The following is a 15,670-nucleotide window of genomic DNA, read 5'->3' on the forward strand; positions in this document are numbered from 1 at the left end:
TATATGTCCCAAATCCAAACATTATATCAGTTATTAAGCCTTTTAGAACTTTACGAACAAACTTTGTTGGGGAGTATTTTATTTGTTTTATTGGCTATTATAGGCTTGGGATTGATGCGTTTGTATTTTTTAAGACATTCCCGCAATACTGCGTTCACTACCACTGTAAATGGTAAACCTAAAGTGAGTATTCATTTACCTATTTGCAATGAACCTCCTGGACTAGTTCTTCAAACCATACAAAGTGTCGTTGAATTGAACTATGAAAATTTTGAATTACTGGTAATTTCCAATAATACTGAAGATCCCAAATTATGGAAACCAATAGAGAGTAAACTTCGTGAATTAGGCGAGAAATTTAAGTTTATACATCTTAAAAAATTAAAAGGGTATAAAGCAGGAGCTTTAAATTATGCTCTAGACCTAACCTGTCCCAACGCTGAATATATTTTCACACTTGATTCTGATTATACTTTAGACCCTGAAGCACTTGAAATTGCACTTGGCACCATTCAGAAGTTAAATTTGGATATCCTCCAATTTCCACAAGCTTATAGAAATATCTCTCCTGAAACCAGCGGACTTGAGATTAATTATAAGCATTATTTTGATTGTTATCTTTCAAGCAGCAAAAGTTCTTTATTGGCACTACCCACCGGAACTTTGACGCTAATCAAAAGAAAGGTGTTTAAAGGTGGCTTAAAATGGCCTACAGATTCTATCACGGAAGATGCGAGTTTGGGAGTAGATTTGATTAAACGTAAGCTAAAAACAGGATTTTGTAATTGCAATATTGGTAAAGGAACAATGCCTACAGAAACCATAGACTATGAAACGCAATTCAAAAGATGGGTTTTTGGTAATTTTCAGGTTTTAATAAAGGTTTGGAAGTCGAATGGCATCTCTTTAAAAAATAAATTTCACCTAAGTACTCTTTTAACGGCCTGGCTCAATTTGCTCGGTTTAATTTTTATCATTTTAATTTTAGCATTACCCTTACTTTTCACTAATCAAAAAAATGTAGTTCTTATTTATTATCTGGGTTTTGGCGGAATTTTCATGCATTGTTTTTTTCAGCTTTGCATACTAAGAAAAATTGCCGCCAGGAACTTCTCAAAAATTTGGAGTGGTTTTCTTATTCATCTCAGCTCAATAGAAATCGGGGCCTTTTATTGGATGAGCTACGTCATATCCAGTAAGAAACCATTTTTGCGAACTAATAAATTTCTATCTAAGATTACAAAAAACGAACATAGATTAAATGTTTTTCCAATTTCACTTTTTTTGGTTGGAATCCTTAGTTTCCTATTGAGCTACTATATCATCGCTCTACTGCTATTTCTATTAGGGTTTCAAATCACTTATTCAAAATTCCATATAACCCGGGAGATCTTCTGGTCTAAAATTAATCTCTCTAAAATTCAAACAAAATGAAAATCGGTTTTATATGTCACGATGCTTTTCCCATTAAAGAACCTTTTCAGGGCGGTCTTGAAATGATAACGGCATTGATTGTGCAAGAACTCGTAGAAAGAGGACACGATGTAGTATCTCTATGTTTGCAAGGCTCAGAACTACCCGGAAAAATGGTTTATTACGAAAAAGATCTTTCTTCAGGAAGTTCAAATTCAGAACTTGAGAATATAATTTCAGTATCGAAGTCTTTAAACGAATTTCTATTAAGGGATTTTGATGTAGTGCAAAACCATTCCATGCATTTTCAAGCTATCCTTATGGGGAACATCTGTCCCCAGCCTTTTGTAACCACCTTTCATACGCCGGTTTTTTCTTTTATAAATGTAGGGCTTGAAGCCATTTCCAAAAAAATTAATCAAACTTTCATTGGCGTTAGTGATTTTACAAGCAAATTGTATGAAAAATCCTTACCAGAGGTAACTACCATTTATAACGGTATCGATTTGTCAAATTGGCAGTATAATTTTAGTAACACTAAAAATTATTATTCCTGGAGCGGTAGGATTTGCAAAGAAAAAGGCCTGGATAAATTATTGCAGCTTTGCGTACAGGAAAAAATTAATCTAAAAATAGCCGGGCCAATTTCAGAACCATCCTACTTTAAAGAGAAAATTGAACCATTGCTTTCACTTGAAATTTTTGAATATGTAGGCCACTTAAAACAAAAGGAATTAAATAAATTAATAGGAACCTCAAAAGCATTCATTTTTTCCAGTGTTTGGGATGAACCTTTTGGATTGGTAATAGCCGAAGCATTAGCCTCGGGAGTACCCGTTATTGCCAATAATTTAGGGGCGGCGCCAGAAATTATTAATGAAAAATCCGGATGCCTGTTCAATTTAGATGATCCTGAAACTTTTAAGCACGCGCTGAAAAAAGTAAATTCTGTAAACCGAAGGAATTGTAGAAAAAGAGCAGAAGAGTTTTGTGACCACAAAATTATGGTAGATAAATACGAAGCGCTATATAAAAGTTTCAACAAAAATTATTTAAAGAAAGTTATTTAATGGTAGCCTATTATGCACATTCGCACGGTAGCGGCCATCTAAATACGGCTAAACTGTTCTGTGAAAACATTTACGGAGATTCCATCATAATTACCTCAAAAGAGACTGATGCTGAAAACATTCCGATAATTAAAATTAATGATGAAGATACTACGGTTGAAGAATATAAACCGGCATTACAAAACCTGCCCTTTTATGCCCATTATCTTCCTAAAGGGAATAATAAAATTACGCTTAGAACAAAGCAAATTCTAGATATTATAGTTGAACACAATATCAACCTGGCGTTTATTGACGTTAGTGTAGAAACCGCAATAGTTTTCAGGATCTCTTCAATACCATATGCATACCATCTTTTACCCGGAAACAGAAGCGATTTGCCCCACCAAATTGCTTTTCAAGCGGCTGAATTCTTATATGTGTTTCTTCCTTCGGAAATGACTATGGCAGTACCACAGGAATTAAAGACTAAAACCTTTTTTCTAGGCTTCCACTCTAAATATAAATATACCGGCAACTATTGCCTTGTAGAAGAAAAACCAACTTTAAAAGATAAAAAAATCCTAATCTTAACTGGAACCGGTGGCACTAAGATTAATCGGCATCTAATTGATGAAATAGTAAAAAAAGTTCCCGATTGTCGAATTACTATAGCAGGTGAGATTAACGGCAACGTGGAGAATTCATCCTCAGTTGAATTTCTGGGTTTTGTAAAAAATATAGAAGTGCATCTTAAAGCCAATGATATTATTCTAAGCAGTTGCGGACTCAACCTAACATCAGAAATATTAGCCGTTAAAAATAAATTCATTGCCGTACCGGAAGACCGCCCTTATAATGAGCAGGAAGAACTATGTAAAGCTTTGGTTGCCAACAATCTTGGCGTTCGCTTTGATGAAGGAAACATTGTAAATTGCTTTACGCATTTCCTTGAACTTGAGCCTCCTAAAAATTTAGAGAAATGGTTTTTTAAAAAATCTAATGTTGCAAATTTTATTGAAAAGATAAAAAGTTATGAGAACTGAAGGTATTTCCTTAATAATAATCTTCCATAAAAGGATGAAACACCTCATCAATACCTTAAACGGTCTTGCCAGGGGAAGTATGTTACCAGATGAGATTATTTTAATTGAAATGGATTCCAGAAAATCGCAATTGGAGGAAACTGGACTTGAGATAAAGCATAAACTGCTGGAAGTTAAGAACAAAAACTATTTACCTATCGCTGAAGCCAGAAATTTTGGGGTTTACAATTCCAAATTTAATAAATTGGCTTTTTTAGACGTAGATTGTATTCCGTCCGAGTCATATATAGAATCATTATTCAAGTTTAACTTTCATGATGATGAACTTTATATGGGGCTTCCAAAGTATCTTTTTTCTGAAGTTGAAAATTTTAATCAGGAAGAATTGGATGCTAAAAGTATTATCCATCCTCACAGACCAGAACATAACAAAGTAAAGATTATTGAAGATTACGGTATGTTTTGGTCGCTTACTTTCTTTTTAACGTATGATACTTTTAAAAAAATAGGTGGTTTTGATAATTATTATAAAGGCTACGGTGCAGAGGATACCGATTTTGCTTTTAAAGCAAGAGAATTAAATATCGGGTTTATTCTAACTCCTTTTACGGTTTACCACCAACAGCACTCATTTTGCCGACCTCCACTAAACAGTATGAAGTCTATTGTAAGAAATTGCAATTATTTTTATAAAAAATGGCAAATCTGGCCAATGGCTAATCATTTAGAAGAGTTCGCTAAACGTAGTTTAATTCTTTGGGATGAGAATTATACGAAACCAATTAAAATTTTACGCCAGCCAACTATTAAAAGTATTGAGCAGGTTACTGTTTTAGATGAACCATTTTCCTGAAATTCAGGAGGATTGATTATCTAATTGTAACTAATTTCAGAAAATTGAAAGTTCAGATCTAATTAAAATATTTATCAGAATCAGCTTTGATTCTGATAAATATTTAATCCTGAAGTTTTTATAAAATCAAAAATTATACAGGAATCTTAGCTGCTTCTTTCTCTCTATCCCAATTTCTATGTTGGGCGATAGCGTCTATAAAAGCTTTAGGTTCCTCATTGATTAAAATAGCTTTATCGTCCTTAAAATCTTTTACATAAGTTGCATCCAGCAACTCTTCCCCTTCTTTATAGGCTGCAATGGCTTTACAGTGTTTAAAAGCTTCATTGATAAATTTTAGCGCTTTGGCTTCTTTGCTTAAAGCATCGATGCTTTTCCTGCCGCCGGGAATATAAATGGCATCGAAAACCACACTTTCAGTAGTCAGTAAGGCCGCATCTACTTCAAGTTCGTTATCGTTGCCACACTTTACCGTTCCGCCGTGGTTTGCTACAATCTTTACCATGGCGTCCTCCGCTTCCAGCTTCTTTTTCATGGTTTCCAGTTGCTCGCCGTTAAAACCATCGGCAACCAAAACGGCAATTTGCCTACTGCGAATACCTTCTGATTTAAGATGGGTTTGACTTAATGCCGGGGATTTTTCCAAATACATTTTTTTAGGACCGGGTTGGTGTTTTTCCACATCGGCGTCTGCGCCAATTGCCTGGTTAATTGGCCGCTCAATATCATCTGGAACTTTCATTCCCAAAGATTTAGCTACTTTTTCAGCCAAATCCTCATCTATTTGAGCGATAAGCCATAACATCCTTTCCTTGATGTGCTTATAGGTACATTTTCCAATCTCGAAAGCATAACCGCCTGCTACGTGTTCTTTCTCCCATTCTTCCAAACTTCGGTAGAAAAGCGCCGGTTGGGAAAAGTGATCGCTAAAGCTCTCGCTGCGTCCCCTTACTTTTTTAGCATCTATCCGTTCTTCGTGAGAATCGAAACCACCTTGGGCAATTTTCGCCAAATGCGGACACCCGCCACTAATGGAATTAGGAAAATAAGCTGTTTTTCCTTTATTAACCGTCATTCGCATATGGGCATCACGCTGATTGTTATGCGTTTCATTTACAGGTCGGTTAATCGGGATTTCGTGGAAGTTCGGACTTCCCAATCTGGACAGTTGCGTATCGGTATAAGAAAATAAACGGCCCTGTAACAATGGGTCGTTAGTAAAATCTATACCCGGTACCAAATGCCCGGGATGGAAAGCTACCTGTTCGGTTTCGGCAAAGAAATTATCTGGGTTTCGGTTTAGCGTCATTTTCCCAATAATTTTAACCGGCACCATTTCTTCAGGTATTAGTTTTGTTGCGTCCAGTAAATCGAAATCAAATTTATGCTCATCTTCTTCAGGAATTACCTGCAAGCCCAGTTCCCATTCAGGATAAATTCCTGCATCTATAGCGTTCCATAAATCCCTACGGTGAAAATCTGAATCTGCTCCGTGTATTTTTACGGCCTCATCCCAGGTAATAGATTTAACGCCTAACATAGGTTTCCAATGAAACCTTACAAAATGAGATTTCCCCTCCTTATTAATCATTCTAAAAGTATGAATCCCGAAGCCTTCCATCATTCTAAAACTTCTGGGAATAGCGCGATCACTCATTAACCAGATATGGTTGTGCAAGGTTTCGGTGGCGTGGGATACAAAATCGTAAAAAGTATCGTGTGCCGAAGCGGCTTGCGGAATTTCCCTATGTGGTTCAGGTTTAACCGAATGGATTAAATCTGGGAATTTCATGGCATCCTGAATAAAGAAAATGGGCATATTGTTACCTACTAAATCAAAAATTCCTTCTTCGGTGTAAAATTTAGTAGCAAAACCACGTACATCCCGGGCCAGATCTGCCGATCCTTTGGAACCCGCCACGGTAGAAAACCTAACAAAAACTGGTGTTTTCCGGGATGTATCGGTGAAAATTTCCGCTTTGGTGATATCTTCCTGACTTTCGTATAACTCAAAATAACCGTGGGCTCCACTTCCCCGGGCGTGCACAATTCTTTCCGGGATTCTCTCGTGGTCAAAATGTGTTATTTTCTCCCGTAAAATAAAATCTTCAAGCAGGCTGGCCCCTCTTTCTCCCGCTTTTAAAGAATTGTTGGTGTCGTTTACTTTCAAACCCTGGTTAGTAGTCATAGCGCCTTCTAACTTCGTGGTGTTTTTACTCATATCATCTTTCTTCTGATTACCAGAGTTTTTTGGTTGGTCTTTTTTCATGGTTAACTTATTTGTAGTGAATTTCATTAAATTTAGTAGATTTTAAATTTTTAGATGCTAATCTTTAGTTAAATTGAAAAATTCTATAGTCTTGGAATAGATAAAAGTAACGTTGACTTTTGTGGGAATTCTAACTAAATTTCTTATCAATGAAAAACGACTATCTATTCTTGAAAAAGGAATAAATACTAGAAGACATTACTATAAAACAATTTGCCTTATGGAGTTACAAAGAATGTGCATCAAGATATTAAAATACATTTTTCAGGCTTTATTTTGTTTCTCTAAAGACTTGTATTATGAATTATCTGCTTTTTAGTTCCATTCCAGCGCCTTTCAATTATATATTTTTTATAATCGGAATTTTTATTTTGATTGGGGTGGTAATCGATATTTTTAAAACCGTAATTTATATAAATGGCGGGGGCCGGCTTTCTACCTTTGTCGCCGATCTTATTTGGAAAATTTTCTATCGTCTAGCGGGACGCAATGGAAAATCTTCCATATTGAATATTGCCGGCGGTATAATTTTGCTCTCCCTGGTTTTTATGTGGATTTTTTTAATTTGGTTGGGGTATAGTCTTATCTACCTGGCAGACACTAATTCTGTTATAAACAATGATACTGGAGAACCTGCAGACATCATTGGAAATATCTATTTTGTAGGCTATACGCTAACTTCCCTTGGAAATGGTGATTTTAGTCCCGGTACCGATGGCTGGAAAATGGTTTCTAACATCATGGGGTTAAACACCACTATATTTATCAGTTTGGGAATTTCTTATCTCCTACCGGTGCTACAGGCAGTCATTGATAAACGTACTTTGGCAATTCACATCAACAAAATGGGTACTACACCCGATGAAATGATAAAAAATGGGTACAACGGTACTAATTTTGAACCTCTTTATCGGCGTTTTAGCAACCTTGAAACCCTTTTATTAAAACACGGCGAAAGACACCTGGCTTACCCCATTTTGCACTATTTTCACAGTAATAATAAGAAGCATTCCCTTTCCCTAAGCCTTGCGGTATTAGACGAAGCTATGACCATTCAGGAAATTTATAAAATAGATGAATCGGAAAAAGCCTATCATTGGGAGGTGCTTCGCGGTGCTTTAAACAACTTTTATTACCGTCTTGACGACAAGTTTATCATATCGGCAGAGACCCCACCTCCTTTCGATTATAAAACTAAACTCCCAGAGGAATTTTCTAAAGATCATATTGGTAAGCAAGATATCGATTTAGAAAAATTCCAGAATAGACGTTGCAAACTATTAGGGTATATACATAAAAATGGATGGACCTGGGAGGATGTTGTAATTCCTGAGGAAGAAATTGAGGAAAATTAATTCATATAATTACGTGCAATTAAATTCAATAATTACCTCTTTCTCAAAATTAAATATTTCCGAATTCATACTAATAACGCAATATTTCCATTCAGCATTAGATAATCTACTTAATCTAAATCTTTAAATTCGTATAGTAATCGCTGCAAAAAAGTTTATCTTTTTTAGTTTGGATTTAATTCAGCTTTAAAGTGAAAAGGAAATTAAACATAAAATTTGCTCCTAAAAGGTTACTATTAATTTTCTGAAATATTCTCATCATTTATAAATTCTTCAGAAGAAAAATCTTCTGAAGCATCAAAACTTAAATTCTTAGAGAGTTCAAATAAGTGTGCTTCGGTTTCAAAAAAATGCATCATATAACCTGCGGTATTAACAAAAGCTACATAATCTCCAGGCTGCGGTAATTGTGGTAAACTAATTTTTCTTTTAAGCAACAAGTCCCGCTCCAAACAATAAGCACCGGTAAAAAACACATCAACCGGCAAACCAGCTCCTGCTTTTTTTCTATAAATAATAAAAGGGTCCAATAAGAAATCTGAACTGGAACTCATCATTTGGCTCATATTCATTTCTAGTCCCACAAGCCATTGTCCCTTATAATCCTGTTTTCGGTGTGCCACCCGTGCAACGGTCATGCCAACTTGATTGAGTAAAGAACGTCCCGGCTCAATACGAATTTCAAGTTGATGTTTCTTTAAACGCTCTGCATTTGATCTTCCAGATTTTAAATCCTTATAGTCTAGAATGGCTTTTAAGAAATCGGTACCGTTTAAGGAATTATAATAAGGATATGTTTTGAGTGTTCGCACCACCTTTCCCTCAATTTTTTCATATCCCAGCCCATTATTATTAAATGTAAGATTTCCCTTACCCGAACTAACTTGTTCGCGCAATTGTGCATCAAAATCTTTCCATTGCTGCTCATCTTGAAGATAATTCATTAGAATTCCGCCGCCAATATCAATAAATTTTATTTGAAAACCTTTGTCGTTTAGCTGCTCAGTTAAACTTATAGAATCACTCAAAGCTTTACCACGCTGCAGCGTAGAATAACCATCTAAATGAAAATGAATACCATCTACACACAGATGTTCAAAACGTTTTCCCTCACCCACATTTTCTAAAATAAACGTACTAACTTGGGTTATATCAAAACCAAAGCGGCTATATAATTTTTCGTCTTCTACGGTAAAACCACTTACCCGAAACCCTACGATGGCTTTTTTACCCAATTTCCTGGCAAAAACGTTGGCCTGTTCACATTCATCTAAATTATCTAAAATTATAGGGACTTGATTTTTAATGGCAAGTTCATATTGGTCCTGTGTTTTAATTGCTGCAGTTAACACGAGATTTCTGCCAGGGGCACCTAAATTCAAAGATTGTTCCAACTCCCTGAAACTTGCGGTGTCAACTCCAATACCCGATGCAAAAGCTTGCTTTACCAAAGACTTACATTTATTAGCTTTGCGCGCATAAAAAATTTGATGACGCAATCCATAATCATTAAAAAGATATTGATACTTCTTGATATTAGTGGAAAATGTAGGTAGATGGTGAATGTTAATGGGAGAACCGTATTTGCCAAACAGATCATTGAGCAAAGCTTCATCATTAAATATAGAATGCATCCATTTTGAAGTTATGGGGCTAAGCCCTCCTTGCGGATTTCCTTTAGTATATGTTGTATTTTTATTCAATTGCTTTTTCTTTAGTTGCTTTGTTCTGTATATTCAGGATAACATCTTTCGCCCATTGTGATGCAAAATTGTTTCGCCTTCTGGAAAGTGTATCATTATCATAAGTTACTCCTTCGGTAGGAGTGCCGTAAAGGGAAAGTCCAGCTTGTGCATTCCCGTTAATATCCCGGCCCCGTCCTTTAAAATCTATATCTATGCCTTTCGATATGTAATTTCCCCCATTTGTATTGCAAAAAATTCGCAACAAACCATCTTTTATAAGATTATGATATAAAGTATTGTTAGATGGAATACTGCTCCTCGGAATTCTCGCATTAATAAGAGTATGAATATGTACTTTCTTTAAAGTCTTTTTTGAATGCTTTTGAAGGTAGAATAATTGATATTCTCCTGTTTCTTTCAATTCAATTAATTGCGGATTTCGAATCATATCAAAGCAGATTATTCCTGCTTTTGCAAGCGCTAATATTTTTTGCATATTCTCAATAGGTGGTCCGTAAGCGATTCGGTTGAATAAACCAAAGTATTGCTCATCAAACAATTTATGTGATTCAGCATCCAAACGACCAAAACTATAAATTTTATTAAACACGGGACTAATTGTACGCCAGGTTCCTACAGCTGCCATTAAAGCACTTTCTTTAGGACCTTTTTTAGCTTCAGAAATTAAATAGGTTATATAATTTACCATCTCCGTATGGGAAATATATTGCTGATTTAAAAATGGATCTATAATTTTACACCAATCAAACTTTTCTTCAGAAGTAAAGTCGATGTGGAATTGCCTTACCTGAGCCACAATATTTTGAAAATCATGATGATATTTAAGCTTGCGGTTTCGATTTTTGAAAAGTACACTGTAATACCTAAAATAACATTCTTTTTTTATGAGAGGCAGCAAGGTTTTTAAAAATGATACTCCTGTTGGAGACTTTGTTGCTGCTATATTTTCGTTAGTAAAGAAAAATAATGAGTTTATGTCATCTCCAGCTCCACTTCTGGGAAACATGGGCAAACCTGTTCGCGAAAAAGGATAAATACACGTTGGTTCTTTTGCAGAACGTTCATAAGCATAGTTATTTTCCGAAGTTACTTTAAAAACACCTCCCCTGCCTTCAGTCACTTCAAGGATGGCGTCTATACAAGTCAATCCGAATCCCTGTATGGCGATCGAGGATAATTTTGAAATAGATAGCAATTTTGACCTGGTGGGATAAATAAAATCAATGTAATGGGACTTTGTAACCTTCTCGTCAAATTTAGCTCCGGCTCCCAAATGACCTGTAGTCAATAATACAACGTCAAAATTAGAAATTTTAGAACTTGTGTCTATATCAGTTTCAATTGTAAATTGCTTTCCTACTTTGATAATATTAGTAACCGTAGCAATATGGGTATGCCAAAAGATATTTTTGGGTGAACTTTCACGCAGGCGTAAAAAAGCTTTCTCTAAATAGGTTCCCACCAATGCCCTCGATGAAAATTTATCGGTATTAATACTAACAGGAGCTCCTGTTCGCTGTGCTATCCAATCTGAAAAATTTAAAGCACCATCTACTACTGCATCTGGTTTTTCTCTACACCAAATGTCAATATTTTTATTGGCGTAATTCATTATCAAATAATTAGGTTGGTCGCTTCGATATACATTTCCCGAACCAAAAAATGGATTCTGATTATAAATATGTAGTTCAATAAAAGAAGTGATTTCCCTGTCCTTTATTTCAGCTAAAAATCGCTCTAAAGCAAAAAGACCTTTGGGTCCCAGTCCTACAATGCCCAGCTTGTAACAATTCCCAACAGAAGATTGATTATTTGGAGAGCTTACCATCCAATTGCCGAATTTTTAATTTGATGACTTTCAGGAAATTGTTTGGCTACCCATTCTGGATTGAAAATTGTATCCAAATAACGTTCTCCGCGATCACTCAATAAGAAAACACAATTTGTTGAATTGTCCATTTTACTCTTATAGCGCTCTATTGCTGAAATCACACCACCGGTGGAGCCACCACAAAGAATACCTTCTTTTTTTAGAAGAGACCAACAGCCTTCAATGCAATCCAGATCACTTACCGCAATGTGATCCCAAATTTTATTTACATCTAAAAATTGCGATGGAACACCGGCACCGTGGCCTGGTATAATTCTATTTTTTGAAGGTCCCCCAAAAAGCACGCTTCCCACGGCATCTACCGCGACGATCTTAATATTTAAGTTATTTTCCAAAATATAATCTGCATACCCCATTAGTGTTCCGCAAGTACTCGTCGCAACAAATATATAATCAACATCGCCATTCATTTTCTTAATAATTTCATCAATAGTTTGATGATGCGCCAAAGGATTATTAGGATTACCGTATTGGTCTGTCCAATAACTGTTAGGTATCTCTTGCAATAATTCTTGTACTCTGTTTAAACGAGCAGCAAGAAAACCTTTATTTTTAACTGCAGTATGAACGTAAGATAATTTAGCCCCATATGCTTTTAATAATCTTTCAGTATGTGGATTCAAGTTTGGATCTACAACTACCACCAACTGCAAATTAAAATGGATGCAAGCCTGGGCAAGTCCCAGTGCCATATTTCCAGAACTCGATTCTATAATAGTGTCCCCCTCTTTGATACTGCCATTTTCCATGGCTTTTTTTAATATAAAGACAGAGGTTCTATCTTTAAGACTTCCACCAGGATTTGAAGCCTCCATTTTTCCGAAGAAATTTATGTTATTCGTAGAAAATAATTTCTTTAATTGTATTAAAGGAGTATGACCTATAGCATCAGCAATATTTCCGGCAGGTTTACAGATATCTAAGATCATAATATACTTTTAAAAATTGAGACAGGGTATTGTTGTATAACTTTAGTTTACTTTAAAAAGATTAAAAACGACTTTCTAACATAATAATTCTTTGCTACAAAGATCACACGAATAAGAGTAAATCTACAACATATTCAACATTATAATTAACAGTTTAAGACGAATTTATAGCTTATTATTTCTATGTTATCATTCTCCAAAAGCGACCACATCCAAAATTATTCAGGTATTACTTTTGAACCAGGGTTAGATAATTTAATCTTAAGCATTCATACAAAATGGCCATTTGTAGAAGAAAATTTATTTTTATAACCTGGTTAGTATCTTGCTGTTATTTACACCGAAATTGACTTTTCTTAATGAATTACAATTTCTGCCCCCGGCGGTAACCTTCATTTCATCACTGGATCATTATCCTTCCGTCAACCTAAAATTGTTAATACTCCTTTCTCCCAGCATCTTTTGCCACTTCTCCAACAAAGGTTTTTCCAAAGACTCTTCCCTGAATTCGTCTGGATTCATAATGGGAATGCCACTAATGATAGGATAAATACGACGGCAATTGTCGCAGGTTAAAATGCCTTCAATCACATTTTGAGTTTTTTCCTCCATGGTTATTGGATCTAAAGTCAAATCGGATTTATCAAACGGACAGCACAACTTATCCTTAATCGTTTGGTATTTCATTGTTCAATTTCTTTTAATAGGTTATTGTATTTTCTCAATATTTTTTGAGGATTTTTGGCATTCATTATAGATGAGACCATAGCAATGCCATCAAAAGGTAATGATTTTAGCAATTCAATTTTTTCCAGATTTATTCCACCGGCCAGATAAATGGGCAACTGGGTGAGACTTCTGCATTTTTCAATGCTTTTCCACCGCACTATCTCGCAATTATCTACGGTAGAAGAGGGAAACAGAGAGCAAAATGAAAAGTAATCAAAGCCTAGATGTTCAGCGTTTTTTACATACGACAAATCATTTTCTAAGGTTAATCCTTTTAAAAGTAAACGGTCTAAATTTTGCTCCACCCGGGAAATGTTTTCAGGAAGCATATCAAAATGGATTCCGTCAAAATTCATTTCCTGGCATAATTCCCATTGGTTGTTAATTAAAACCGGTGTTTTCGTAGAAGAAAACAAGTCGATAATGGCTTGCAACAAGGCTTTGTCCCAGGTTTTAATTTTGGGATTATCCCAAATCTGCAGTGCAGCTATTTCTTCCTCTTTTATTTGAGTGAGCTGAGATAAAATCTGGTCGGCTTCCATCGCCGGATCAATCACTAAGTATATTCCTTTTGACAATTTTTTCATACTAATCTAATCTATTTTCCAGGGCGTTAAAAAAAGCTTTCCAATAAGGATCTTCTTTATAAATCAATTTTTCTTCATCTTTGGCAGTTATTATCTTTCGATTCGTTTTTTCAGATAGTGTCTCTCCAATTTTTCCAGCTCTTATTCCATTTTCCTGTAATAAATTGACCACATTTTTCGTTATTTCCTTTGGGCAGGCTATCAATAAACTTCCCGCCGCAATACAGCGGTAAGGATCTATGTCGAAGAGTTGACAGAGCTGGTTTTGCGCTTCTCCCAATGGAATTTTATTTCGGTGAATTTCAACACCTGTTTCGCTGGCTTCACAAAGTTCATATATCCCGCCCAGTACACCACCTTCTGTGCAGTCGTGCATTCCCGAGATTTGACTAAATAATTCTTTATCACTCCTTAAAATTTGTAATTCTGGTAGTACACTAATTTGGTACAGGCTATCTGCCAAATCCTTTTGCATTTCCTGTCCCAAATGAAGAGAAGTATGTTTTGGAAAGCTTTTAGCCAAAATCGCCGCACTGGATAAAGCCGCTGTCTTTGTTAAAATAAGATCCTGATTGGGCTTGATAAATACTGTTGACTTTGCGAGAGAGAGTTTTACTTCTGAAAACATTGTAACCGCCCCTGAAATGGTCGTTGGACCTTTATTGCTAAAACCGGTATGCCCGCCCGTAATGGAAATTTTCATTCCTTTACAAAACAGATGAATTTGGTGCCAATATTCATTTAGCTCTTCATCCCTTAAATCTTCGGAAAAATTAAATACAAACTGTGCGTATTGAGGTAAGAAACCGCTGGTAGCAATATCATTAGCCGTTAAAACGACCGATAACCAGGCAGAATCTTTCATTCCCAATGAAGGCACTAAGCTCGTAGGATCACTGGCGGTAACTAGTCCTGTGTTTTCTCCCGTTCTAATGAGTGCGGTATCTACTCCAAATTGTGGTCCTTGAAGAACTTTTGAATTTTTAAACCCTGTTTGTTGAGTGAACAACTCTTCCAATAAATCACGCTCAATTTTGCCTGTCTTAGCCATTATACTACATCTTTAAATTGAATATACATCCCAAAAAAATCGCCTAAGGGGTAATCCCATTGCTGTACAGGAAACCATTTTGGCAAGCCTGTACAATGCCATCTTATGGTATAATCCCGACCGTGCAAAGCTTGTTCTATCAGCTTTTTTAGCTTGTTGGGCGTATAGAATGTAGCGGTGTTGTAGAATTGATTTTTTCCAAAAGCTTGCTGCGTGCGGCGTCGAATCAATTTAGGAGTGTTACGATTCATCATCCCCATAATGATTCCGTATTTCCCTACCCGGGCTGCTTCGCGTAAAACCTGAATTGGATCTTTATAATATTCAAAAGTGGTGATAAATGCCACGGCATTAAAAGTATGATCTTTAAATGGAAGGTAGTGCGAATCGGCCATCACCAATTCACCATCAAAACGATGTAAAGCCTGTGACAACATAAACGGCGAAATATCTCCACCCGTTGCCTGGATGCCAATTTCTTGCCACCACCGGGTAAACCTTGTAGTGCCGCAGCCAAATTCCAGCAAGTTTTCTACCCGCGTATCTGCTTTAATTAGTTGTTCTAGCAGTCGTTTTTGATATACTTCTGCCCTTTTGTAGGGTCCCTCGTAATACTCTTCATATGTATCGGTATATTTCCTGTTAAAAAACCATTCTGATCGTCCTTGCCAGGTTTCGGTTTTTTCGGGTACGAGTTGTTGATTTATTTTTTTTATATCCATTGTTTAAATTCTTTTAAAAATAAAAAAACCATTCCCTGGGAATCCAACGGAATGGTGCAATGGAATATAT

Annotated in this window: 13 protein-coding genes; 5 read left to right on the forward strand and 8 right to left on the reverse strand. The window is 35.9% G+C overall.

Features of this window, described 5'->3' with window-relative positions:
* Positions 1-3 precede the first annotated feature (3 nt).
* Genes BUA71_RS14600 through BUA71_RS14615 form a run of 4 tightly spaced genes read left to right on the forward strand, consistent with a single transcriptional unit; the run spans position 4 to position 4,361 of the window.
* Positions 4-1,434, forward strand: coding sequence for a glycosyltransferase (locus BUA71_RS14600; protein ID WP_072881068.1), 1,431 nt, complete (start codon positions 4-6; stop codon positions 1,432-1,434).
* Positions 1,431-2,483, forward strand: a complete 1,053-nt coding sequence (locus tag BUA71_RS14605; RefSeq protein WP_072881069.1) for a glycosyltransferase — start codon at positions 1,431-1,433, stop codon at positions 2,481-2,483. Before BUA71_RS14600 ends, BUA71_RS14605 begins: the two co-directional genes overlap by 4 nt.
* Positions 2,483-3,508, forward strand: a complete 1,026-nt coding sequence (locus BUA71_RS14610; RefSeq protein ID WP_072881071.1) for a hypothetical protein — start codon at positions 2,483-2,485, stop codon at positions 3,506-3,508. The genes BUA71_RS14605 and BUA71_RS14610 overlap by 1 nt, the downstream gene beginning before the upstream one ends.
* Positions 3,498-4,361 (forward strand): glycosyltransferase family 2 protein, encoded by an 864-nt coding sequence (locus BUA71_RS14615; protein ID WP_072881073.1) that lies wholly within the window; start codon positions 3,498-3,500, stop codon positions 4,359-4,361. Before BUA71_RS14610 ends, BUA71_RS14615 begins: the two co-directional genes overlap by 11 nt.
* Before the next feature lie 133 nt (positions 4,362-4,494).
* On the opposite strand, the gene BUA71_RS14620 is transcribed toward BUA71_RS14615, so the two are convergent.
* Entirely contained in the window at positions 4,495-6,657 is a 2,163-nt protein-coding gene (locus BUA71_RS14620; protein WP_245812610.1) for a catalase, read from the reverse strand.
* Between the two features lie 272 nt (positions 6,658-6,929).
* Here BUA71_RS14620 and BUA71_RS14625 point away from each other — a divergent pair, with 272 nt between their 5' ends.
* Positions 6,930-7,985 carry a potassium channel family protein gene (locus BUA71_RS14625; protein ID WP_072881075.1) on the forward strand — a complete coding sequence of 352 codons (1,056 nt, stop codon included), beginning with the start codon at positions 6,930-6,932 and terminating at the stop codon, positions 7,983-7,985.
* Between the two features lie 236 nt (positions 7,986-8,221).
* Here BUA71_RS14625 and BUA71_RS14630 read toward each other — a convergent pair whose 3' ends face one another.
* The 7 genes from BUA71_RS14630 to BUA71_RS14660 form a co-directional block, all read right to left on the reverse strand.
* On the reverse strand, positions 8,222-9,688 hold the full coding sequence (locus tag BUA71_RS14630) for a type III PLP-dependent enzyme domain-containing protein (protein ID WP_072881079.1): 1,467 nt from the start codon (positions 9,686-9,688) through the stop codon (positions 8,222-8,224).
* On the reverse strand, positions 9,681-11,519 hold the full coding sequence (locus BUA71_RS14635; protein ID WP_072881082.1) for an FAD/NAD(P)-binding protein: 1,839 nt from the start codon (positions 11,517-11,519) through the stop codon (positions 9,681-9,683). The genes BUA71_RS14630 and BUA71_RS14635 overlap by 8 nt, the downstream gene beginning before the upstream one ends.
* Positions 11,513-12,511, reverse strand: coding sequence for a 2,3-diaminopropionate biosynthesis protein SbnA (sbnA, locus tag BUA71_RS14640; RefSeq protein ID WP_072881083.1), 999 nt, complete (start codon positions 12,509-12,511; stop codon positions 11,513-11,515). Before sbnA ends, BUA71_RS14635 begins: the two co-directional genes overlap by 7 nt.
* 411 nt (positions 12,512-12,922) lie before the next feature.
* Complete coding sequence (locus tag BUA71_RS14645) at positions 12,923-13,198, reverse strand: Trm112 family protein (RefSeq protein ID WP_072881085.1); 276 nt, start codon at positions 13,196-13,198, stop codon at positions 12,923-12,925.
* On the reverse strand, positions 13,195-13,827 hold the full coding sequence (locus tag BUA71_RS14650; protein ID WP_072881089.1) for a thiamine phosphate synthase: 633 nt from the start codon (positions 13,825-13,827) through the stop codon (positions 13,195-13,197). Before BUA71_RS14650 ends, BUA71_RS14645 begins: the two co-directional genes overlap by 4 nt.
* A gap of 1 nt (position 13,828) precedes the next feature.
* Positions 13,829-14,878: an AIR synthase-related protein gene (locus BUA71_RS14655; RefSeq protein ID WP_083572118.1), complete on the reverse strand. Its 1,050-nt coding sequence runs from the start codon at positions 14,876-14,878 to the stop codon at positions 13,829-13,831.
* A complete protein-coding gene (locus BUA71_RS14660; protein ID WP_072881093.1) occupies positions 14,878-15,600 on the reverse strand; it encodes a class I SAM-dependent methyltransferase in 723 nt (240 codons plus the stop codon). The genes BUA71_RS14655 and BUA71_RS14660 overlap by 1 nt, the downstream gene beginning before the upstream one ends.
* Between the last annotated feature and the right edge of the window lie 70 nt (positions 15,601-15,670).

Source organism: Salegentibacter echinorum (assembly GCF_900129445.1).
GTDB classification, from domain to species: domain Bacteria; phylum Bacteroidota; class Bacteroidia; order Flavobacteriales; family Flavobacteriaceae; genus Salegentibacter; species Salegentibacter echinorum.